We start from the raw sequence: 20,224 nt of genomic DNA on the forward strand, positions 1-20,224 counted from the left end.
AGGCAATGAAGCCTCGTATAACAGTCCCCTCACGAGGGCATTCGTAGCTTTCCGCCTACTGACTTTGTGGTGAAGTAATGGCTAGACTCCCCCGACCACGGCCGGCCACGAGCAGGCACGAATCCCGTGAGAGACCGCATGACCCGTCAACTCGCACCCCATCCGTCCACCGATCCCACGAAGCCCGGACCCGCCGCCGCCCCTGGACGCCGGCGCTGGACGCAGCGAACCCGGCGTGACTTCTTCGTGTTCCTTGCCCTCGCTTTGCCCAACCTGGTGCTGATCGCCGTCTTCACATACAGGCCTTTGGTCAGCAACATCTACTACTCCACGCTGGACTGGACCCTGGGGTCGCCCTCAGCCACGGTGGTGGGCATCAATAACTACGTCACCTTCTTCACCAGCGACGACGCCTCCAAGGTACTGGGCACCACGGCGATCTTCACTGCAGTCACGGTGGGCGGATCCATGATCCTGGGGCTGCTCATCGCCCTGGCGCTGAATGCGAAAGTCCCGGGAACCACCTTCGCCCGTTCAGCGGTATTCGCTCCCTACGTCCTGTCCGGCGTGGGCGTGGGCCTGGTGTGGCTCTTCATTTTCGATCCCGGCTACGGCGTCCTGGCCTGGCTGCTCCGGGGCATCGGCCAGCAGAGCCCGCAGTGGATCAATGACCCGCAGCTTTCCCTGGTCATGGTCATCCTCGTCTACGTCTGGAAGAACCTGGGGTACTGCGCGGTGGTCTACCTGGCCGGGCTGCAGTCCCTGCCACAGGATGTCATGGAGGCGGCGTCCCTGGATGGCGCGAACGGGTTCCGGCGGTTCATCAGCATGTCGTTGCCGCTCCTGTCCCCCACCACGTTCTTCCTGCTGATCACCACCATGCTGTCCTCGCTGCAGGCCTTCGACCTGATCCGCATCATGACCCCGTTGGGAACCGGTACCAGCACCCTGATCTACGAGGCGTACCTCCAGGCGTTTGGTGCCTTCAACCGCGCAGGCTATTCGGCGGCCATCTCGGTGGTCCTGTTCGCGATCCTCCTGGTGATCACCGTGTTCCAACTGCGTTTCGTGGAGCGGAAGGTGCACTACTCGTGAGCTCCCTGTCACCGGTCAACCCGGACCCCACCGTCCCGGCAACGCAGGAAGCCGAACCACTTCTTCCCCGCGATCGGCCCTTCTCGCGGCGCAACCTGGCGCAAGCCGTCCTCGGCGGCTACGTCCCGCTGGTCCTGGCAACCCTGGTGGTCTTCCTGCCGCTGCTCTGGATGGTGCTCAGCTCATTCAAGCAGCCTGGTGAGATCATCACCATGGACCTGAAGATCCTGCCGGAAAGCCTCAATCTGCAGAACTACCAGATCGCGATGACCACTGTGCCCTTCGGCCAGTTCTTCCTGAACAGCACCATCGTCACGGTGACGGGCGCCAGCGTGAAAGTCATCCTTGCCATCCTGACGGCCTACGCCCTGGTCTTCGTGCGCTTCCCGTTCAAGAACGCGATTTTCGTCCTGATCCTGGTGGCCCTTATGGTGCCGCCCCAGGTGTCCATCCTGCCCAACTACATCCTGATCTCGGGAATGGGCGGAAAGAACACCCTGTGGGGCATCATCCTCCCGGGCCTCGGAACCGCCTTCGGAACCTTCCTCCTGCGCCAGCACTTCCTCACACTGCCCGCCTCCATCCTTGAGTCGGCGGAAATCGATGGCGCCGGCCACTGGCGCCGCCTCTGGCGGATCGTGGTGCCGGTCTCCGTTCCCTCCATCGCCACGGTGGCACTCGTGACCATTGTCAGCGAGTGGAACGAGTACATCTGGCCGCTGATCATCACGGACCGTCCCGACACCATGACCCTGCCGGTGGGCCTGACACTGCTCCAGAACTCCGAGGGCAACGCCTCCGGATGGGGCATCCTCATGGCCGGCGCCGTCCTGGTCATCGTCCCCATCCTTATCGTTTTCGCAGCCCTCCAGCGTTACATCGTCGCCGGGCTCACCCAGGGCAGCGTCACCGGGTAAGCCCGTGCCGCCGTCGTTCGTCACAGAAGAAGCACCCCACTCCTCAATGCGGCACCCAATGAAAGGACCTGCACATGACACAGCACCTCGATCGGAGGCACTTCCTGGGACTCGCCGGGGTCACGGCGTCGGCCGCTGCCCTGGCAGCCTGCGGCGGCCCGTCCACGAGCGGCACGCCCAAGGCCAGCGAAGCCGCGGAACTCGACTTCAGTGGAGTGAAACCGGCCGCGAAAATCGACTTCTGGTCCAACCACCCCGGTAAGTCGCAGGACGTCGAAAAGGCCATTATTGAGAAGTTCCACGCCAAGTTCCCGGACATCCGGGTCAACCTGGTCACAGCCGGCGCGAACTACGAGGAAATCGCGCAGAAGTTCCAGACCTCGCAGGCGGCAAAATCCGGCCTCCCGGGCGTCGTGGTCCTCTCCGATGTCTGGTGGTTCCGCTACTTCACCAACGGCAGCATCATCCCGGTGGACGCCCTCGTCAAGCAGCTGGACATCAAGCTGGACGATTTCCGGAAGTCACTCGTGGACGACTACAAGTACAACGACAAGCAATGGGCGCTCCCCTACGGGCGTTCAACTCCCCTGTTCTATTACAACAAGGACCACTTCAAGGCGGCCGGGCTGCCGGACCGGGCACCCAAAACCTGGCAGGAGTTCGGCGAGTGGGCGCCCAAGCTGAAGGCCAGCTCAGGCGCGCAGTACGCCTACATCTATCCTGCGCTGGCGGGCTACGCGGGGTGGACCCTGCAAAACAACCTCTGGGGCTGGGGTGGCTCCTGGTCCAAGGAATGGGAGATCACCTGCGATTCGCCTGAATCCATCGAAGCGCTGCAGTGGGCCCAGGACTCCATCTACAAGAACGGATGGGCCGGCGTCTCCTCCAAGGAAGCTGCGGACGACTTCTCCGCCGGGCTGACCTCGTCCACGATCTCCTCCACCGGATCCCTCCTTGGCGTGCTGAAGTCCGCGCCGTTCAATGTGGGTGTGGGCTTCCTTCCCGGCGGACCGAAGGCCGAGACCAACGTCTGCCCCACCGGCGGCGCAGGGCTGGGCATCCCCAGCGGCATCACCAAGGAAGAGCAGCTGGCAGCCGGCACGTTCATCAAGTTCATGACCGAGCCGGAAAACAGCGCAGCCTTCTCGGCTGCCACCGGCTACATGCCCACCCGCGAGTCGGCGGACATGAAGGCGGTCCTGGCCCGGACGCCGCAGATCCAGACTGCCGTGGACCAGCTGGCTGTTACGCGGGTCCAGGACAATGCCCGCGTGTTCCTCCCGGGTGCTGACCAGGAACTGGCCAAGGCGGCCGCAGCGATCCTTACCCAGCAGGCGGACGTCAAGTCCACCATGACCAGCCTGAAGAAGACGCTGGAGGGCATCTACGAAAAGGACGTCAAGCCGAAGCTCGGTTGAGTTTCTCCTTAAGGACGAAGCGCCGGCTGACGTTGTGGAATCACAACGGCAGCCGGCGCTTCTGCCTGGGCAGGAAGGCCGCGGGGCTACGGGACCGGCACCGGGGTGACCCCGAGGGGCACCAGGTGCTCCGCGCCGCCGTCGGGCGCTGACAGCACCCAGATGCCCTTCTCATGGACAGCCACTGAGTGCTCCCACTGGCAGGAGCGCTGGCCGTCCGTGGTCACCACGGTCCAGTCGTCCTCAAGGACAGCGGTGTCGATGCCGCCGCGCACCAGCATGGGCTCGATCGCGAGGCAGAGGCCGGGCCGGATCTTGGGTCCACGGTGGCTGGTGCGGTAGTTCAGCACATCCGGGGCCATGTGCATTTCCGAGCCGATGCCGTGGCCTACGTAATCTTCGAGGATCCCCAACGGCTTGCCGGGGACTGCGGAAACGTAGTCGTCGATGGCGGCCCCGATGTCACCCACATGCTTGCCGGTGGCCAGTGCCGCGATTCCGCGCCACATGGCTGCATTGGTCACGTCAGACAGGCGCTGGTCCTCCGGATCGGCGGTGCCCACGATGACGGTCCTGGCGGAGTCGGAGTGCCAGCCGTTCACGATTGCGCCGCCGTCGATCGAGATGATGTCCCCGTCCTTGAGCACGCGGCTGCCGGGGATGCCGTGCACCACTTCCTCGTTGACTGAGGTGCAGATGGTGGCCGGAAAGCCGTGGTAGCCGAGGAAGTTCGACTTTGCGCCGGCCTCGTTCAGCACGGCGGCGAAGACGTCGTCCAGGTGCTTGGTGGTCACTCCGGGCACGGCCGCGGCAACGGCAGCGTCAAGCGCGCGGCTCAGGACCAGGCCTGCCTCGTGCATGATGCGCATCTGGGCATTGGTCTTGTATTCGATGCGGGGCTGGCCAAAGGCCATGGTGTTCCTTCTTTCAAATGGCTGAGGCTCCTCCCGGATGACGGGAGGAGCCTCGGATAACTGCCGCCTGGATCAGGCTGCCTGCGCTGCCTTGATGGCCTGCATCACGCGGTCGGTGACCTCGTCGATGGGGCCGATGCCGTCCACCTGGGTGAGGATGCCGCGCTCGGCGTACTTGGCCACCACGGCTTCGGTCTGCTCGTGGTACAGGTCAAGGCGGTGGCGGATGACGGCTTCGTTGTCGTCGCTCCGGCCCGTTTCCTTGGCCCGGCCGAGCAGCCGGTGCACCAGTTCCTCATCGTCGGCAGTCAACTGCAGGACGACGTCGAGCTTTTCCTCACCCTTGGCGAGGATCTCGTCCAGGTAGTCCACCTGGGCGGTGGTGCGGGGGTAGCCGTCCAGCAGGAAGCCGTTTTCGACGTCGGACTCGCTGAGCCGGTCCCGCACCATCTTGTTGGTCACGCTGTCCGGAACGAAGTCGCCGTTGTCCATGTACTTCTTGGCCTCGATGCCAAGCGGCGTTTCGCCCTTCACGTTTGCACGGAAGATGTCGCCGGTGGAGATGGCCACAACGCCGAGGCGCTCTGAAATCCGTTCCGCCTGCGTTCCTTTTCCGGAGCCCGGAGGCCCAATAATCAGCATTCTCGTCATCGCAAAAGCCCTTCGTAGTGACGTTGTTGTAGCTGTGCGTCAATCTGCTTGACGGTCTCCAGACCCACGCCCACCATGATCAGGATCGAGGTGCCACCGAACGGGAAGTTCTGGTTCGCGTTGATCAGTACCAGTGCAACCAGCGGAATCAGCGCCACGAAGCCCAGGTACATGGCTCCTGGCAGGGTGATCCTGGAGAGCACGTACTGCAGATAGTCAGCGGTCGGCTTACCCGCGCGGATACCCGGGATAAAGCCGCCGTACTTCTTCATGTTGTCCGAGACCTCTTCAGGGTTGAAGGTGATCGCGACATAGAAGTAGGTAAAGAACACGATCATGGCGAAGTACAGCACCATGTAGATCGGGTGGTCACCGCGTGTCAGGTTGTTGTTGATCCATTCAACCCACGGCTGGAGCTGCTCGCCCTGCTTGGGCTGGTTGAACTGCGCAACCAGGCCCGGCAGGTACAGCATGGAGGACGCGAAGATCACCGGGATGACACCGGCCATGTTGACCTTGATGGGGATGTAGGTGCTGGTGCCGCCCACGGTCCGGCGGCCGATCATCCGCTTCGCGTACTGAACAGGAACGCGGCGCTGCGATTGCTCAACGAAGACCACCAGGGCCACGGTGAGCAGGCCCACGGCAAGGACGATAAAGAAGGTGCCGGGACCCTGCGAGGTCCAGATGGCGCCCAGGGAGGTGGGGAAGGTGGCAGCAATGGACGTGAAGATCAGCAGCGACATGCCGTTGCCCACGCCCTTCTCGGTCACGAGTTCGCCCATCCACATGATCAGGCCGGTACCGGCCGTCAGGGTGATGATGATCAGGATGGTGGTGATCACGCTGCTGTCGGGAATGATCTGCAGGTTGCAGCCGGGCAGCAGCTGGCCGGAACGCGCCAGCGACACCAGGGTGGTGGCGTTGAGCAGGCCCAGTGCGATGGTGAGGTAGCGCGTGTACTGGGTCAGTTTCGACTGGCCGGACGCGCCTTCCTCGTACAGTTCCTGGAACCGGGGAATGACCACCCGGAGCAACTGGACGATGATGCTTGCCGTGATGTACGGCATGATACCCAGGGCGAAGATGGACACCTGCAGCAGGGCTCCGCCGCTGAACAGGTTCACGAGCTGGTACAGCCCGCCTGCCGTCTGACCGCCCTGCAAGCATTGCTGCACGTTCTGGTAGTTCACACCAGGCGAGGGAATGAAGGCACCCAAGCGGAAGATGGTGATGATTCCCAGCGTGAACAACAACTTGCGTCGCAGATCAGGCGTGCGAAAGGCCCGGCCAAATGCGCTAAGCAAGCGTCCTCCTGTGGTGTCTATAAGAGTGGTGTGATGGGGATCGATGAATCCCAACAACCGAGTCTAACGGGTGTATGCGCCCTGCGAACAATCCGCGGAAGCGGCGCTGCGCCGGATGGCGGCGAAAAAACGCCGGGCGGATGGAAAAAACTCCCGGTCCCGGGGCCGTAGCCCCGGGACCGGGAGTTCAACAACGGGCTTGGCGCCCACCGGCTCTAGAGAGCGGTGGTGCTTCCGCCTGCTGCGGCAATCTTTTCAGCGGCGCTGGCCGAGAATGCGTGGGCGGTGACGTCAACCTTGACGGTGATGTCGCCGGTGCCCAGCACCTTGACGGGCTGGTTCTTGCGAACGGCACCCTTTTCGACCAGGTTCTCCACGGTGACTGCGCCACCTTCGGGGAACAGCTCGTTGAGCTTGTCCAGGTTTACAACCTGGTACTCGACCCGGAACGGGTTCTTGAAGCCGCGCAGCTTGGGCAGGCGCATGTGCAGCGGCAGCTGGCCGCCGGCAAAGCCAGCCTTGATCTGGTAGCGGGCTGCAGTACCCTTCGTGCCACGGCCAGCGGTCTTACCCTTGGATGCTTCACCACGACCAACACGGGTCTTGGCGGTCTTGGCACCCGGGGCGGGACGCAGGTGGTGAACCTTCAGGGCGTTCTGCTTCTCAGCAGCCTGTGCCTTATCAGCAGTGTTCTCTGCCATTTACTTCGCCTCCTCTACCTTTACCAGGTGCGGAACCGTGTTGAGCATTCCAACAGTCACGGCATCGGCGGTGCGGACAACAGTCTGTCCGATCCGCTTCAGGCCGAGGGACCGCAGGGTGTCGCGCTGGTTCTGCTTGCCGCCAATGGCGGACTTGATCTGAGTGATCTCCAACTGCGCGTCGGAGGGAATCAGGTTCTTAGCCATGACTAGGCACCTGCCTTCATGTTCAGAAGGGCCTTCACCAGTGCCGGCGGAGCGATCTCGTCGAGGGGCAGGCCGCGGCGTGCTGCCACTGCTGCCGGCTCTTCGAGGCGCTTCAGGGCGTCAACAGTCGCGTGAACGATGTTGATGGCGTTGGAGGAACCGAGCGACTTGGAGAGGATGTCGTGGATGCCCACGCACTCCAGTACTGCACGGACCGGGCCACCGGCGATAACACCGGTACCGGCGGAGGCCGGACGCAGCATTACGACGCCTGCGGCAGCCTCACCCTGAACGCGGTGCGGGATGGTGCTGCCAACGCGGGGAACGCGGAAGAAGGACTTCTTAGCTTCTTCTACGCCCTTTGCGATTGCGGCAGGAACTTCCTTAGCCTTGCCGTAGCCAACGCCGACCATACCGTTGCCGTCACCGACGACGACCAGGGCGGTGAAGCTGAAGCGACGACCACCCTTGACCACCTTGGAAACGCGGTTGATGGTAACGACGCGCTCTACGAACTGGCTCTTCTCGGCTTCACGGCCGCCATCGCGGCCGCCACGGCCACCACGGTCGCCGCGGCCCTGGCCACGGTCGCCACGCTCGCCGCGACGAGCGCCACCACGGCGGTCATCGGCAGCTGCGGGGGCAGTGGTCTCAGCGGCAGCTACGGCTTCAGTAGCCTTCTGATCTGCAGACACAGTGTCCTTTTCCTTGTTTGCTTCCGTCACAGTGACAGCCCACCTTCACGTGCACCGTCAGCGACGGCGGCGATCCGGCCGTGGTACTTGTTACCACCGCGGTCGAAGACAACAGCTTCGATACCGGCAGCCTTGGCACGCTCTGCGACGAGTTCGCCAACGCGCTTGGCCTTGGCAGTCTTGTCGCCGTCGAATGCACGAAGGTCGGCTTCCAGAGTGGAGGCGCTCGCTACGGTCTGGCCCTTGGTGTCATCGACAACCTGGACGAATACGTGGCGTGCGGAACGGTTGACGACCAGACGCGGACGTACAGACGTACCGGAGATGCGCTTACGGATACGAAGCTGGCGGCGGCTGCGCGAAGCAGACTTGCTCTTGTTCGTACGCTTCTTGTTAATTGAGATGGCCATGGTTACTTACCAGCCTTTCCGACCTTGCGGCGGATGACTTCGCCGGCGTAACGGATGCCCTTGCCCTTGTAGGGGTCCGGCTTCCGCAGCTTGCGAATGTTGGCAGCAACCTCGCCGACCTGCTGCTTGTTGATACCTGAAACAGAGAGCTTGGTCGGGGTCTCAACTGCAAAGGTGATGCCCTCCGGTGCGGAGACATTGACCGGGTGGCTGAAACCGAGAGCGAACTCAAGGTCAGATCCCTTGGCCTGAACGCGGTAACCGGTACCGACGATTTCAAGCTTCTTCTCGTAGCCCTTGGTGACGCCCTCGATCATGTTGGAGATCAGGGTGCGGGTCAGGCCGTGGAGTGAACGGGAGGCGCGCTCGTCGTTCGGGCGGGCGACAGTCAGGGTGTCTGCATCCAGGGTGACCTCGATCGGGCTGGCCACAGTGTGGTTCAGCTCGCCTTTGGATCCCTTGACGCTGACGACAGAGCCGTCAACCTTGACCTCAACGCCGGCAGGAACGGTGATGGGGAGACGTCCAATACGTGACATTATTCTCTTCCTTTCCCGTTACCAGACGTACGCGAGGACTTCGCCGCCCACGCCCTTCTTGCCGGCCTGCTTGTCAGTCAGGAGGCCGGAAGAGGTGGACAGGATTGCGACACCCAGGCCACCGAGCACGTGCGGCAGGTTGGTGGACTTTGCGTAAACACGCAGGCCCGGCTTGGAGATACGGCGAACGCCAGCGATTGAACGCTCGCGGTTCGGTCCGAACTTGAGCTCGATGGTCAGCTTCTTGCCAACCTCAGCGTCCTCTTCCTTCCAGCCGGCGATGAAACCTTCGGCCTTGAGGATGTCGGCGACGCGTGCCTTGAGCTTGCTGTACGGCATGGTCACGGTGTCGTGGTATGCCGAGTTTGCATTGCGCAGACGCGTAAGCATGTCTGCGACAGGATCTGTCATTGTCATGGTGGGCTCTTGCCCTTCCTCGTAACGGTTTCCGCGGCGCAGCTTCCCTGACCGGAGTCAGGGCCGTGCCGCCGGACCTTTTACGTAGTTAGATTAGTCTTCGGCCTTGAACGGGAAACCAAGCGCCTTGAGCAGCGCACGGCCTTCGTCATCGGTCTTGGCAGTGGTAACAACCGTGATGTCCATACCGCGGACGCGGTCGATCTTGTCCTGGTCGATTTCGTGGAACATAACCTGCTCGGTCAGACCGAAGGTGTAGTTGCCGTTGCCATCGAACTGCTTGCCGCTCAGTCCGCGGAAGTCGCGGATACGGGGCAGTGCCAGGGTGACAAGACGATCCAGGAATTCCCACATGCGGTCGCCACGCAGGGTAGCGTGCGCACCGATGGGCATGCCTTCGCGCAGCTTGAACTGTGCGATCGACTTGCGGGCCTTGGTTACCTGCGGCTTCTGGCCGGTGATCTGGGTGAGGTCGCGGACAGCGCCGTCGATCAGCTTGGAGTCCTTGGCGGCATCTCCAACACCCATGTTCACAACGACCTTCACGAGGCGGGGAACCTGGTTGACGTTCTGGTACTTGAATTCCTCAATGAGCGTGCTCTTGATGGATTCGGCGTACTTGGTCTTCAGACGAGGAACGATCTTCGTTGCCGGAGTCTCGAGAGTCTCAGTCATTAGATGTCCTTCCCTGAGCTCTTGGCCACGCGGATGCGGACTTCGCGCTGCTTGCCGTTACGCTCAACGGTCTCAGTGCGGAAGCCGACGCGGGTGGGCTTCTTGGTGGACGGGTCAACCAGAGCCACGTTGGAGATGTGGATCGGGGCTTCAACAACCTCGATGCCACCGGTCTTGGTGCCGCGCTGCGACTGACCGACCTTGGTGTGCTTGGTTACGCGGTTAACGCCTTCAACCAACACGCGGTTGGTGTCGGTGAAAACACGCAGGACCTTGCCCTGCTTGCCGCGGTCGCCGCCGCGCTCAGCCTTGGCGCCAGTGATGACCTGAACGAGGTCACCCTTCTTGATCTTAGAAGCCATGGACTAGAGCACCTCCGGAGCCAGAGAAACGATCTTCATGAACTTCTTGTCACGGAGTTCACGACCAACCGGTCCGAAGATACGGGTACCGCGGGGGTCACCGTCGCCCTTCAGGATCACAGCTGCGTTCTCGTCAAACTTGATGTAGGAACCATCCGCACGGCGGCGTTCCTTCTTGGTACGGACGATGACTGCCTTGACAACATCGCCCTTCTTTACGTTGCCGCCCGGGATTGCATCCTTGACGGTGGCGACAATGACGTCACCGATGCCTGCGTAGCGACGGCCAGATCCACCGAGAACGCGAATGGTAAGGATTTCCTTAGCACCCGTGTTGTCGGCGACCTTGAGTCGCGACTCCTGCTGAATCACTATTTACTCCTTGCGTCGCGCCGGTTCTCAGACCGAAAATCTTCCTACGGAATGAGCCTTGCGGAACGGTTGATCGGGGTGTCTCTTGACCTGCCTGGATTTTGCCAGACCAGGCCTAAACTCCCGTGCCAGAAGCAGTTGCTCCCATCCGGTCCAGGACTGCTCCTGGGCGCAAGGGGGCACTATGCCGTGGCACGCTTGTTTACGAGGTTGATGACGGCGCACGAAAGGCGCCATACAAACTCAAAATCTTAGCACAGTTCCGGCCAGTCCCCATATCACCGCCGGCGCTCCCCCGCAAGGCGGACGACGCCGTTACGCACCGCAGCCTGACGGCCCACCTCTGGTGCCGCTCCCCGCCGTCGGACGCTCTCTCACTTAATGCGCCTTTTCGGTCATCGCTCTCTCACTGTCCTCAGGAAAGTGAGAGAGCATCGGCCAAAAACCGACGTTAAGTGAGAGAGCGTCGGGGGGCACGACGGCGCCATGCGCAGAATTCTTTCGGCGCACCTTGCGTGCCACTCCCCCGCGAAGCCGCAGCGCCGCCGTCGTGCGGTCACCACGCGTGCACGCCGTTAAAGCGGAAACCCCCGCTCCCAGGGGAGCAGGGGTTTCCGGTTACCGAAGCAGCAGGTGCTACTTGGCCTTCTCGAGGATTTCCACGAGCCGCCAGTTCTTGGTGGCGGACAGCGGGCGGGTCTCGGCGATAACAACGAGGTCGCCGATGCCGGCGGTGTTGTTCTCGTCGTGAGCCTTGACCTTGGAGGTACGGCGGATGACCTTGCCGTACAGGGCGTGCTTCACGCGGTCTTCAACCTGGACAACGATGGTCTTTTCCATCTTGTCAGAGACCACGTAGCCGCGACGCGTCTTGCGGTAACCGCGCTGCTCAGCCGTGGCTGCGGTAGCAGTTTCCGTCACGTTCTCGTCCTTTTCACTCACTTGGCATCCTCCTCGGTCTCAACCGTTTCAGCCGGCTCGGCCTTCTTGGTTGCGGCCTTCTTGGACTTCTTCTCTTCCTTGGCTTCCACAACCGGTGCGGCAACCTCGGCACGAATGCCCAGCTCGCGCTCACGGAGAACGGTGTAGATGCGGGCGATGTCCTTCTTTACCGCGCGCAGACGACCGTGGTTCTCCAGCTGTCCGGTGGCGGACTGGAAACGCAGGTTGAACAGCTCTTCCTTGGCCTTGCGGAGTTCTTCAACGAGACGCTCGTTGTCGAAACCGTCCAGCTGTGCGGGAGCCAGATCCTTGGATCCTACTGCCATTTCTATTCACCACCTTCGCGACGCAGAATGCGTGCCTTCAACGGGAGCTTGTGGATTGCCAGGCGCAGTGCCTCGCGGGCTACCGATTCCTCGACACCGGAGATCTCGAAGAGAACCCGGCCCGGCTTGACGTTTGCGACCCACCATTCCGGTGAACCCTTACCGGAACCCATGCGGGTTTCGGCAGGCTTCTTGGTCAGGGGACGGTCCGGGTAGATGTTGATCCAGACCTTACCGCCACGCTTGATGTGGCGGGTCATCGCGATACGGGCAGACTCGATCTGACGGTTGGTGACGTATGCCGGGCTCAGGGCCTGGATGCCGTACTCACCGAAGGAGACCTTGGTGCCGCCCGTAGCAGCGCCGGAACGACCCGGGTGGTGCTGCTTACGGTGCTTGACTCGACGTGGGATAAGCATTTAAGCCTGTCCTCCTTCTACAGCCTGTGCCGGTGCGGCAGCAGCTGCCTCAGCTGCCGGAGCCTCGGCAGCAGGAGCTGCGTCAGCGGCCGGGCGGTCGTTGCGACGGCGGCGGTCGCCACGGTCAGCGCCACCCGGGCGGCCCGGACGGTCGCTGGCACCGCGGCCACGGGACGGGGCGGAAGCGGCCTGCTGGGCCAGTTCCTTGGCCGTGACGTCACCCTTGTAGATCCAGACCTTCACGCCGATGCGGCCGAAGGTGGTCTTGGCTTCGTAGAAGCCGTAGTCGATGTTCGCGCGGAGGGTGTGCAGGGGCACACGGCCTTCGCGGTAGAACTCCGAGCGGGACATTTCAGCGCCACCCAGTCGACCGGAGCAGGCGATACGGATGCCCTTGGCACCTGCACGCTGCGCAGACTGCATGGCCTTCTTCATTGCGCGGCGGAACGCCACACGCGAAGTCAGCTGCTCAGCAACGCCCTGGGCAACAAGCTGGGCTTCCATCTCGGGGTTCTTGACCTCGAGGATGTTCAGCTGGACCTGCTTGCCGGTGAGCTTTTCGAGCTCGCCGCGGATGCGGTCTGCTTCTGCTCCACGGCGGCCGATGACGATACCGGGACGGGCCGTGTGGATATCCACGCGGACGCGGTCACGGGTGCGCTCGATCTCAACCTTGGCGATACCGGCGCGCTCCATGCCCGTGGACATGAGCTGGCGGATGCGGATGTCTTCGCGAACGAAGTCCTTGTACCGCTGGCCGGCCTTGGTGCTGTCAGCGAACCAGTGCGATACGTGATCGGTGGTGATGCCGAGTCGGAACCCGTGCGGGTTTACTTTCTGTCCCACTTAGCGAGCCTCCTCTTTCTCCGGGGTAGCGACTACCACGGTGATGTGGCTGGTGCGCTTCTTGATCTGAAATGCACGACCCTGGGCACGCGGCTGGAACCGCTTCATGGTCGGGCCTTCATCAACAAACGCTTCGCTGATGATGAGGTCACCTTCGTCAAACGCCACGCCGTCGCGGTCCGCGAGGACCCGGGCGTTGGAGATTGCCGACTGTACTACCTTGAATACCGGCTCCGAAGCTGCCTGGGGGGCAAACTTCAGAATTGCCAGAGCCTCATTCGCTTGCAATCCACGAACAAGGTTGACGACGCGCCGGGCCTTCATAGGCGTTACGCGGATGTGGCGCGCAATTGCCTTGGCTTCCATTGCTTTCCTTCTCTCGTCTTTGACGTAAGTGCAGGCGCCTAGCGGCGCTTGCCCTTACGGTCGTCCTTGACATGGCCGCGGAATGTCCGCGTGGGAGCGAATTCGCCGAGCTTGTGCCCGACCATCGACTCAGTGACAAACACCGGAATGTGCTTGCGTCCGTCGTGTACGGCGATCGTGTGTCCGAGCATGTCGGGGATGATCATCGAACGGCGGGACCAGGTCTTGATGACGTTCTTGGTGCCCTTTTCGTTTTCCCTGGCTACCTTCACAAAGAGGTGCTGGTCGACGAAAGGACCTTTTTTCAGGCTGCGTGGCATGTGTCCAGGCTCCTATCGCTTGTTCTTGCCAGTACGACGGCGACGAACAATAAGCTTGTCGCTCTCTTTGTTGGGGCGGCGGGTGCGGCCTTCCCGCTGACCGTTGGGGTTGACGGGGTTACGTCCACCGGACGTCTTACCCTCACCACCACCGTGCGGGTGGTCAACCGGGTTCATGGCGACACCACGGACCGTCGGGCGGACGCCCTTCCAGCGCATGCGGCCGGCCTTGCCCCAGTTGATGTTCGACTGCTCGGCGTTGCCGACCTCGCCGACGGTTGCGCGGCAGCGCACGTCAACGTTGCGGATTTCGCCGGAAGGCAGACGCAGCTGGGCGAAACGGCCTTCCTTGGCAACAAGCTGGATGGATGCACCGGCGGAGCGGCCCATCTTGGCGCCGCCACCCGGACGCAGTTCAACTGCATGGATAACGGTACCCACGGGGATGTTGCGCAGGGGCAGGTTGTTGCCAGGCTTGATGTCAGCGTTGGCGCCGGCCTCTACGAAGTCACCCTGGGACAGCTTGTTCGGGGCGATGATGTAACGCTTGGTGCCATCAACGTAGTGCAGGAGGGCGATGCGAGCCGTACGGTTCGGATCGTACTCAATTTCAGCAACGCGGGCGTCCACGCCGTCCTTGTCGTGACGACGGAAGTCGATCAGACGGTACTGGCGCTTGTGTCCGCCACCCTTGTGACGGGTGGTGATCTTACCGGTGTTGTTACGGCCGCCCTTTTTGGGCAGCGGACGTACCAACGACTTTTCCGGAGTCGACCGCGTGATTTCGGTGAAGTCCGCTACGCTCGAGCCACGACGGCCCGGGGTAGTCGGCTTGTATTTACGGATTCCCATAATTTATTTCCTCGTTAAAGTGGTCTCCGCTACGAGAGCGGACCGCCGAAGATGTCGATGGTGCCTTCTTTGAGGGTGACAATCGCACGCTTGGTGTTCTTGCGGGTACCCCATCCGAATTTGGTGCGCTTGCGCTTACCGGCACGGTTGATGGTGTTGATCGAGTCGACCTTGACGGAGAAGATTTTCTCCACGGCCAGCTTGATCTCGGTCTTGTTCGAACGGGGGTCCACCAGGAAGGTGTACTTGCCCTCGTCGATCAGGCCGTAGCTCTTTTCCGACACGACGGGTGCAAGCACGACGTCGCGCGGATCCTTGATGGTGGCTGCACTCACTTGGCATCCTCCTCATTCTTTGCCACTGCCTTGCCGGCAACGAATGCGTCGTAGGCAGCCTTGGTGAAGACAACGTCATCAGACACGAGAACGTCGTAGGTGTTCAGCTGGTCTGCGTACAGAACGTGAACACCGGCGAGGTTGCGCACGGACAGTGCTGCAACATCGTTGGCGCGCTCGATGACGACCAGCAGGTTCTTGCGGTCGGAGACGCCGCGCAGCGCTGCAAGTGCAGCCTTGGCGGAAGGCTTGGAGCCTTCTACCAGCTCGGCGACAACGTGGATGCGCCCGTTGCGTGCCCGGTCAGACAGTGCGCCGCGCAGTGCAGCAGCAATCATCTTCTTGGGGGTGCGCTGGCTGTAGTCACGCGGGGTGGGACCGTGGACAACGCCACCGCCGGTCATGTGAGGAGCACGGATTGAACCCTGACGGGCGCGGCCGGTGCCCTTCTGCTTGAACGGCTTACGTCCTGCACCGGAAACTTCAGCGCGGGTCTTGGTCTTGTGGGTACCCTGGCGAGCAGCAGCGAGCTGGGCAACGACAACCTGGTGCAGCAACGGCACGTTGGTCTGGACGTCGAAGATCTCTGCAGGCAGGTCAACCTGGACAGTGTTAGCCATTGGACTAGGCTCCCTTCACGGCGGTGCGTACGAGGACGACCTGGCCGCGGGCGCCGGGAACGGCACCCTTGATAAGGAGCAGCGACTTCTCGACGTCAACCGCGTGGACCGTGAGGTTCAGCGTGGTGTGACGAACGGCGCCCATGCGGCCGGCCATTTTCATGCCCTTGAAGACGCGGCTCGGGGTGGATGCGCCACCGATTGAACCGGGCTTACGGTGGTTCTTGTGGGCACCGTGGGAAGCTCCAACGCCGTGGAAGCCGTGACGCTTCATAACACCGGCGAAGCCCTTACCCTTGGTGGTGCCGATGACGTCGATCTTCTGGCCGGCTTCGAAGACCTCTACGGAGAGCTCCTGGCCCAGCTCGTACTCAGCAGCATCTGCGGTACGGAGTTCGACGACGTGGCGGCGAGGCGTGACGCCCGCCTTTTCAAAGTGACCAGCCAGCGGCTTGGTGACCTTGCGGGGATCGATCTGGCCGTAGCCGATCTGAACGGCGACGTAGCCATCAGCTTCTGCGTTGCGCAGCTGGGTGATGACGTTCGAATCTGCCTGGACCACAGTGACGGGGATGAGCTTGTTGTTCTCGTCCCAGACCTGGGTCATGCCGAGCTTCGTGCCCAGCAGGCCCTTTACGTTACGGGTTGCGGTCATAGTCTCTCAGCACCTCCCTACAGCTTGATTTCGATGTTCACGTCAGCCGGCAGGTCGAGACGCATGAGCGAGTCAACAGCCTTCGGCGTGGGATCGATGATGTCGATAAGACGCTTGTGCGTGCGCATTTCGAAGTGCTCGCGGCTGTCCTTGTACTTGTGCGGAGAGCGGATCACGCAGTACACGTTCTTCTCCGTAGGCAGCGGCACGGGGCCCACTACCGTTGCGCCTGCGCGCGTGACCGTCTCAACGATCTTCCGTGCTGAAACGTCAATGACCTCGTGGTCGTATGACTTCAGCCGGATGCGGATTTTTTGTCCCGCCATGTCGCCTGACTCTCTTTCAGTCTGTGCTTCCCCTGGTTAGGGCTGCCCTGTTCATTTCTCGTTGTATGGCTGCCGAAGCATTTGAAGTCGTAACTACCACCCGCCGCACAAGCTGAATCCGGATGAATCCGGGTTCCTCACCTTGCCGGCGCAACCGACCCCCGCGGTCGGGCGTGTCGCGCTATGCACGCATACAAATCCGCTATTCCATGGGGAGTGGGTTATGTTTGGTCTTCCACTTGGACCCTGGCATCCGGCATTATCCGGATCGGGACGCGAAGAAGCGCTTGAACAACTCATCTAGTATGCCGGAATTTGGCGGCAGAAGCGAATCGGCGCCGCTCACGCCCGGCTGCGGGTGCTTCTTCCGGGGCCATTGCCCCTCGTCCCAACCGAATGGATGATAGGGGCATGACCCTGGAAAGCACAGACTCGGCGACCGAACTCGCCAGCCGGATGCCGGCGTCGTTCACTTTGGGGGTAGCCGCTGCTGCCTTCCAGATTGAAGGAGCATTGGCCGACGGCGGGCGGGGGCCCTCCGGCTGGGACGCCTTCGCCGAGAAGCCGGGCGCCATCGTGGACGGCCACTCCCCCGCTGTGGCGTGCGATCACTACAACAGGCTGCCGGAGGACGTGGCCCTGCTGAAGGACCTTGGGGTGGACTCCTACCGCTTCTCACTGTCCTGGCCGAGGATCCAACCCGAGGGGCGCGGCGGTTTCAACAAAGAGGGCCTGGACTTCTACGACCGGCTCCTGGATCAGCTGCTTGCGGCCGGGGTCAGCCCGATGGCTACGCTCTACCACTGGGATACCCCGCTGCCGCTGGAACACCGCGGCGGCTGGATGAACCGGGAGACAGCCGAGCGCTTCGGCGAATATGCCAGTGCCGCGGGCGAACGCTTCGGGGACCGTGTGGCGCAGTGGGTCACCTTGAACGAACCCGTCTCGGTGACCCTGAACGGCTATGCCCTGGGCGTGCATGCCCCCGGCCATGCGCTCATGTTCGACGCACTCCCGTCCATTCACCACCAACTGCTGGCCCACGGCCTTGGTGCGCAGGCACTGCGGGCAGCCGGCGTAACCGGAGGCATCGGGGTGACCAACCTGCACGCGCCCGTGCGGCCCGCCAGCGGCAAGATAGGTGACCGGCTCGTAGCCCACCTCTATGACCTGCTGATGAACCGGATCTACGCAGATCCCGTGCTGCTAGGCCGCTACCCGAATCTTCCCCTGTATGCCAAGCCATGGCTGCGCTCCATCGGCAGAATCTCCGACGCCGATCTGCGGACCATCCACCAGCCACTGGACTTCTACGGCCTGAATTACTACTTCCCCGTGAAGGTGGCCCTGGGACGCGGCGCAGCATCAATCCCGGCAGATGTCCACAAAGCGGTGGCGCGACTGCCCTTCCACGAGGTGGGCTACCCGGAATACGACAGCACCGGGTTTGGTTGGCCTGTGGCCCCGGATCATCTGGGTGTCCTGCTGAAAGAGCTCCACGACCGGTACGGCGAAGTACTGCCGCCGGTGTTCATCACCGAGGGCGGCGCCAGCTTCCCTGAGCCCGAGACCGTGTCCGGAACATGGCAGGACGAGGAGCGGGTGCGCTACCTGGCCACGCACCTTGGAGCAGCCCTTGATGCCACCGCTCCGGGCGGGATCGCTTCCGGCGTGGACCTCCGGGGCTACTACGTGTGGACCCTCATGGACAACTTCGAGTGGGCGGCCGGATATTCACAACGCTTCGGACTGGTCCATGTGGACTTTGACACCCAGGCGCGCACCCCGAAACAGTCCTTCTACTGGTACCAGGAACTCAGCCGCGCAAGGAAAGCGGGCAAGGCCTAGTTTGTGCTCCCGGCGGGGCCGCCGTGAGCAGCTACAGCTCCTTGTTAGCCCTGTTGATGCGCTTCGCGCGGTCGATCTCGTGGCGGAAATACCGCCTGGCCCAAAACACACCGGCCACGACGGCAACCGCGATGATCAGGAAAATTAGCCAGCCCATGGTGAACTCCTTTCGGTCCAGCAACAGTATCAGGGCCGCGTTAACCGAAAAGAACAGCCCCGCTGCAGTAGCAGCGGGGCTGTTCTCCAGTTCAACAAGAATTACTTGATGATCTTGGTAACGCGTCCTGAACCAACGGTGCGGCCGCCTTCGCGGATTGCGAAGCCGAGGCCCTCTTCCATTGCGATCGGCTGGATGAGCGCAACGGTCATCTCAGTGTTGTCGCCGGGCATAACCATTTCCGTGCCCTCGGGCAGGGTGATAACGCCGGTTACGTCCGTGGTACGGAAGTAGAACTGCGGGCGGTAGTTGGAGTAGAACGGGTTGTGACGTCCGCCTTCGTCCTTGGAGAGGATGTAGACGTTAGCCTCGAAGTCGGTGTGCGGGGTGATGGAACCCGGCTTGACGACAACCTGGCCACGCTCGACATCGTCGCGCTTCAGACCGCGGAGCAGGAGGCCACAGTTCTCGCCGGCCCATGCTTCGTCGAGCTGCTTGTGGAACATCTCGATACCGGTAACCGTGGTCTTCTGGACCGGACGGATGCCGACGATCTCGACCTCGGAGTTGATGGCGAGGGTTCCACGCTCGGCGCGGCCCGTAACAACGGTGCCACGGCCGGTGATGGTGAAGACGTCCTCGATCGGCATCAGGAAGGGCTTGTCGCGGTCGCGGATGGGGTCCGGAACGGACTCGTCCACAGCAGCCATCAGGTCCTCAACGGACTTGACCCACTCGGGGTCGCCTTCCAGGGCCTTGAGGCCTGAAACGCGGACAACCGGCGCTTCGTCGCCATCGAAGCCCTGCGAGCTGAGGAGCTCACGAACTTCCATTTCAACGAGGTCCAGCAGTTCCTCATCGTCAACCATGTCAGCCTTGTTCAGGGCGACCAGCAGGTAGGGAACACCAACCTGGCGGGCGAGCAGAACGTGCTCGCGGGTCTGAGCCATGGGGCCATCGGTAGCAGCAACCACGAGGATTGCGCCGTCCATCTGGGCAGCACCGGTGATCATGTTCTTGATGTAGTCAGCGTGACCGGGAGCGTCTACGTGTGCGTAGTGGCGCTTCTCGGTCTGGTACTCCACGTGGGAGATGTTGATGGTAATACCGCGCTGACGCTCTTCGGGAGCAGAGTCGATCGACGCGAAGTCGCGCTTCTCGTTGAGATCCGGGTACTTGTCGTACAGCACCTTGGAAATGGCGGCCGTCAACGTCGTCTTACCGTGGTCAACGTGACCAATGGTGCCGATGTTAACGTGCGGCTTAGTCCGCTCGAACTTTGCCTTTGCCACAGGTTCCTCCTAGAACGTTTTCAAATGACGTACCCTTCAGCCGCGCTTGTCGCGGCGGAAACTCAGGTAAGTCTACTTGGGGGGCTTTGGATTGGTGAAATTGCAGATTCAGGAACTAATACTAGTGCCTTGAGCCTGTTCGTGCAGATGGCCGGGACCCGGCTTGACCGGATGAATCCGACCGGCCCGGCCACCTGCACCGGCTGCGCTGACCGCTTCCGGCAGGCGCACCCGAGGTTG

The 20,224-nt window shown here is 62.1% G+C and carries 29 protein-coding genes; 4 read left to right on the forward strand and 25 right to left on the reverse strand.

Features of this window, described 5'->3' with window-relative positions; all coding sequences use genetic code 11:
• The first annotated feature begins 138 nt into the window (after positions 1–138).
• The 3 genes from ACQ3DC_RS02295 to ACQ3DC_RS02305 all read left to right on the forward strand — a co-directional run bounded on the left by ACQ3DC_RS02295 (position 139) and on the right by ACQ3DC_RS02305 (position 3,430).
• On the forward strand, positions 139–1,095 hold the full coding sequence (locus tag ACQ3DC_RS02295; protein WP_197432481.1) for a carbohydrate ABC transporter permease: 957 nt from the start codon (positions 139–141) through the stop codon (positions 1,093–1,095).
• Complete coding sequence (locus tag ACQ3DC_RS02300) at positions 1,092–2,012, forward strand: carbohydrate ABC transporter permease (RefSeq protein WP_321214075.1); 921 nt, start codon at positions 1,092–1,094, stop codon at positions 2,010–2,012. Before ACQ3DC_RS02295 ends, ACQ3DC_RS02300 begins: the two co-directional genes overlap by 4 nt.
• A 74-nt stretch (positions 2,013–2,086) precedes the next feature.
• Entirely contained in the window at positions 2,087–3,430 is a 1,344-nt protein-coding gene (locus ACQ3DC_RS02305; protein ID WP_321214076.1) for an ABC transporter substrate-binding protein, read from the forward strand.
• 86 nt (positions 3,431–3,516) lie between these two features.
• On the opposite strand, the gene map is transcribed toward ACQ3DC_RS02305, so the two are convergent.
• The 23 genes from map to rpsJ form a co-directional block, all read right to left on the reverse strand.
• A complete protein-coding gene (map, locus tag ACQ3DC_RS02310) occupies positions 3,517–4,344 on the reverse strand; it encodes a type I methionyl aminopeptidase (RefSeq protein ID WP_157241608.1) in 828 nt (275 codons plus the stop codon).
• Positions 4,345–4,416: 72 nt separating this feature from the next.
• Complete coding sequence (locus tag ACQ3DC_RS02315; protein WP_197432583.1) at positions 4,417–4,986, reverse strand: adenylate kinase; 570 nt, start codon at positions 4,984–4,986, stop codon at positions 4,417–4,419.
• A gap of 5 nt (positions 4,987–4,991) precedes the next feature.
• Entirely contained in the window at positions 4,992–6,302 is a 1,311-nt protein-coding gene (gene secY, locus ACQ3DC_RS02320; RefSeq protein WP_321214077.1) for a preprotein translocase subunit SecY, read from the reverse strand.
• Positions 6,303–6,517: 215 nt separating this feature from the next.
• Positions 6,518–7,003 (reverse strand): 50S ribosomal protein L15, encoded by a 486-nt coding sequence (gene rplO, locus ACQ3DC_RS02325; RefSeq protein ID WP_157241606.1) that lies wholly within the window; start codon positions 7,001–7,003, stop codon positions 6,518–6,520.
• Positions 7,004–7,210: a 50S ribosomal protein L30 gene (gene rpmD / locus ACQ3DC_RS02330; protein ID WP_078027228.1), complete on the reverse strand. Its 207-nt coding sequence runs from the start codon at positions 7,208–7,210 to the stop codon at positions 7,004–7,006.
• Positions 7,211–7,212: 2 nt separating this feature from the next.
• Entirely contained in the window at positions 7,213–7,935 is a 723-nt protein-coding gene (gene rpsE / locus ACQ3DC_RS02335) for a 30S ribosomal protein S5 (protein ID WP_104998631.1), read from the reverse strand.
• Positions 7,932–8,315 (reverse strand): 50S ribosomal protein L18, encoded by a 384-nt coding sequence (rplR, locus tag ACQ3DC_RS02340; RefSeq protein ID WP_421093985.1) that lies wholly within the window; start codon positions 8,313–8,315, stop codon positions 7,932–7,934. The genes rpsE and rplR overlap by 4 nt, the downstream gene beginning before the upstream one ends.
• 2 nt (positions 8,316–8,317) lie before the next feature.
• A complete protein-coding gene (gene rplF / locus ACQ3DC_RS02345) occupies positions 8,318–8,854 on the reverse strand; it encodes a 50S ribosomal protein L6 (RefSeq protein ID WP_050054319.1) in 537 nt (178 codons plus the stop codon).
• 18 nt (positions 8,855–8,872) lie between these two features.
• Entirely contained in the window at positions 8,873–9,271 is a 399-nt protein-coding gene (gene rpsH / locus ACQ3DC_RS02350) for a 30S ribosomal protein S8 (RefSeq protein ID WP_041652213.1), read from the reverse strand.
• A 93-nt stretch (positions 9,272–9,364) separates the two neighbouring features.
• The gene (gene rplE / locus ACQ3DC_RS02355) at positions 9,365–9,946 is read right to left on the reverse strand and encodes a 50S ribosomal protein L5 (RefSeq protein ID WP_102975105.1); all 582 of its coding nucleotides are present in this window, start codon (positions 9,944–9,946) and stop codon (positions 9,365–9,367) included.
• The gene (rplX, locus tag ACQ3DC_RS02360) at positions 9,946–10,308 is read right to left on the reverse strand and encodes a 50S ribosomal protein L24 (protein WP_102975106.1); all 363 of its coding nucleotides are present in this window, start codon (positions 10,306–10,308) and stop codon (positions 9,946–9,948) included. Before rplX ends, rplE begins: the two co-directional genes overlap by 1 nt.
• Before the next feature lie 3 nt (positions 10,309–10,311).
• The gene (rplN, locus tag ACQ3DC_RS02365) at positions 10,312–10,680 is read right to left on the reverse strand and encodes a 50S ribosomal protein L14 (RefSeq protein ID WP_009358299.1); all 369 of its coding nucleotides are present in this window, start codon (positions 10,678–10,680) and stop codon (positions 10,312–10,314) included.
• Between the two features lie 636 nt (positions 10,681–11,316).
• On the reverse strand, positions 11,317–11,622 hold the full coding sequence (gene rpsQ / locus ACQ3DC_RS02370; protein WP_013601827.1) for a 30S ribosomal protein S17: 306 nt from the start codon (positions 11,620–11,622) through the stop codon (positions 11,317–11,319).
• Positions 11,619–11,948: a 50S ribosomal protein L29 gene (gene rpmC / locus ACQ3DC_RS02375; RefSeq protein WP_013601828.1), complete on the reverse strand. Its 330-nt coding sequence runs from the start codon at positions 11,946–11,948 to the stop codon at positions 11,619–11,621. The genes rpsQ and rpmC overlap by 4 nt, the downstream gene beginning before the upstream one ends.
• 2 nt (positions 11,949–11,950) lie before the next feature.
• Positions 11,951–12,367 carry a 50S ribosomal protein L16 gene (gene rplP, locus ACQ3DC_RS02380; protein WP_013601829.1) on the reverse strand — a complete coding sequence of 139 codons (417 nt, stop codon included), beginning with the start codon at positions 12,365–12,367 and terminating at the stop codon, positions 11,951–11,953.
• Positions 12,368–13,213 carry a 30S ribosomal protein S3 gene (gene rpsC, locus ACQ3DC_RS02385; protein WP_321214079.1) on the reverse strand — a complete coding sequence of 282 codons (846 nt, stop codon included), beginning with the start codon at positions 13,211–13,213 and terminating at the stop codon, positions 12,368–12,370.
• Positions 13,214–13,579 (reverse strand): 50S ribosomal protein L22, encoded by a 366-nt coding sequence (gene rplV / locus ACQ3DC_RS02390; RefSeq protein WP_009358304.1) that lies wholly within the window; start codon positions 13,577–13,579, stop codon positions 13,214–13,216.
• 38 nt (positions 13,580–13,617) lie between these two features.
• On the reverse strand, positions 13,618–13,899 hold the full coding sequence (rpsS, locus tag ACQ3DC_RS02395) for a 30S ribosomal protein S19 (protein WP_003803803.1): 282 nt from the start codon (positions 13,897–13,899) through the stop codon (positions 13,618–13,620).
• Positions 13,900–13,911: 12 nt separating this feature from the next.
• Positions 13,912–14,751 (reverse strand): 50S ribosomal protein L2, encoded by an 840-nt coding sequence (gene rplB / locus ACQ3DC_RS02400; protein WP_066277871.1) that lies wholly within the window; start codon positions 14,749–14,751, stop codon positions 13,912–13,914.
• A 29-nt stretch (positions 14,752–14,780) separates the two neighbouring features.
• Positions 14,781–15,086, reverse strand: coding sequence for a 50S ribosomal protein L23 (gene rplW, locus ACQ3DC_RS02405; protein ID WP_102975110.1), 306 nt, complete (start codon positions 15,084–15,086; stop codon positions 14,781–14,783).
• Positions 15,083–15,706 carry a 50S ribosomal protein L4 gene (gene rplD, locus ACQ3DC_RS02410; protein ID WP_104998635.1) on the reverse strand — a complete coding sequence of 208 codons (624 nt, stop codon included), beginning with the start codon at positions 15,704–15,706 and terminating at the stop codon, positions 15,083–15,085. Before rplD ends, rplW begins: the two co-directional genes overlap by 4 nt.
• Before the next feature lie 4 nt (positions 15,707–15,710).
• Positions 15,711–16,361 (reverse strand): 50S ribosomal protein L3, encoded by a 651-nt coding sequence (gene rplC, locus ACQ3DC_RS02415; RefSeq protein ID WP_013601833.1) that lies wholly within the window; start codon positions 16,359–16,361, stop codon positions 15,711–15,713.
• A 17-nt stretch (positions 16,362–16,378) separates the two neighbouring features.
• On the reverse strand, positions 16,379–16,687 hold the full coding sequence (rpsJ, locus tag ACQ3DC_RS02420) for a 30S ribosomal protein S10 (protein ID WP_003803825.1): 309 nt from the start codon (positions 16,685–16,687) through the stop codon (positions 16,379–16,381).
• Between the two features lie 411 nt (positions 16,688–17,098).
• Here rpsJ and ACQ3DC_RS02425 point away from each other — a divergent pair, with 411 nt between their 5' ends.
• Positions 17,099–18,535, forward strand: a complete 1,437-nt coding sequence (locus tag ACQ3DC_RS02425; protein WP_430751436.1) for a GH1 family beta-glucosidase — start codon at positions 17,099–17,101, stop codon at positions 18,533–18,535.
• A gap of 31 nt (positions 18,536–18,566) precedes the next feature.
• Here the strand turns inward: ACQ3DC_RS02425 and ACQ3DC_RS02430 are convergent, their stop codons facing one another.
• On the reverse strand, positions 18,567–18,692 hold the full coding sequence (locus ACQ3DC_RS02430; RefSeq protein WP_255428758.1) for a hypothetical protein: 126 nt from the start codon (positions 18,690–18,692) through the stop codon (positions 18,567–18,569).
• A gap of 101 nt (positions 18,693–18,793) precedes the next feature.
• Positions 18,794–19,984: an elongation factor Tu gene (tuf, locus tag ACQ3DC_RS02435; RefSeq protein ID WP_104998637.1), complete on the reverse strand. Its 1,191-nt coding sequence runs from the start codon at positions 19,982–19,984 to the stop codon at positions 18,794–18,796.
• Between the last annotated feature and the right edge of the window lie 240 nt (positions 19,985–20,224).

Origin of the sequence: Paenarthrobacter sp. NEAU-H11, assembly GCF_050573415.1 — a bacterium.
Taxonomy (GTDB): Bacteria; Actinomycetota; Actinomycetes; order Actinomycetales; family Micrococcaceae; genus Arthrobacter.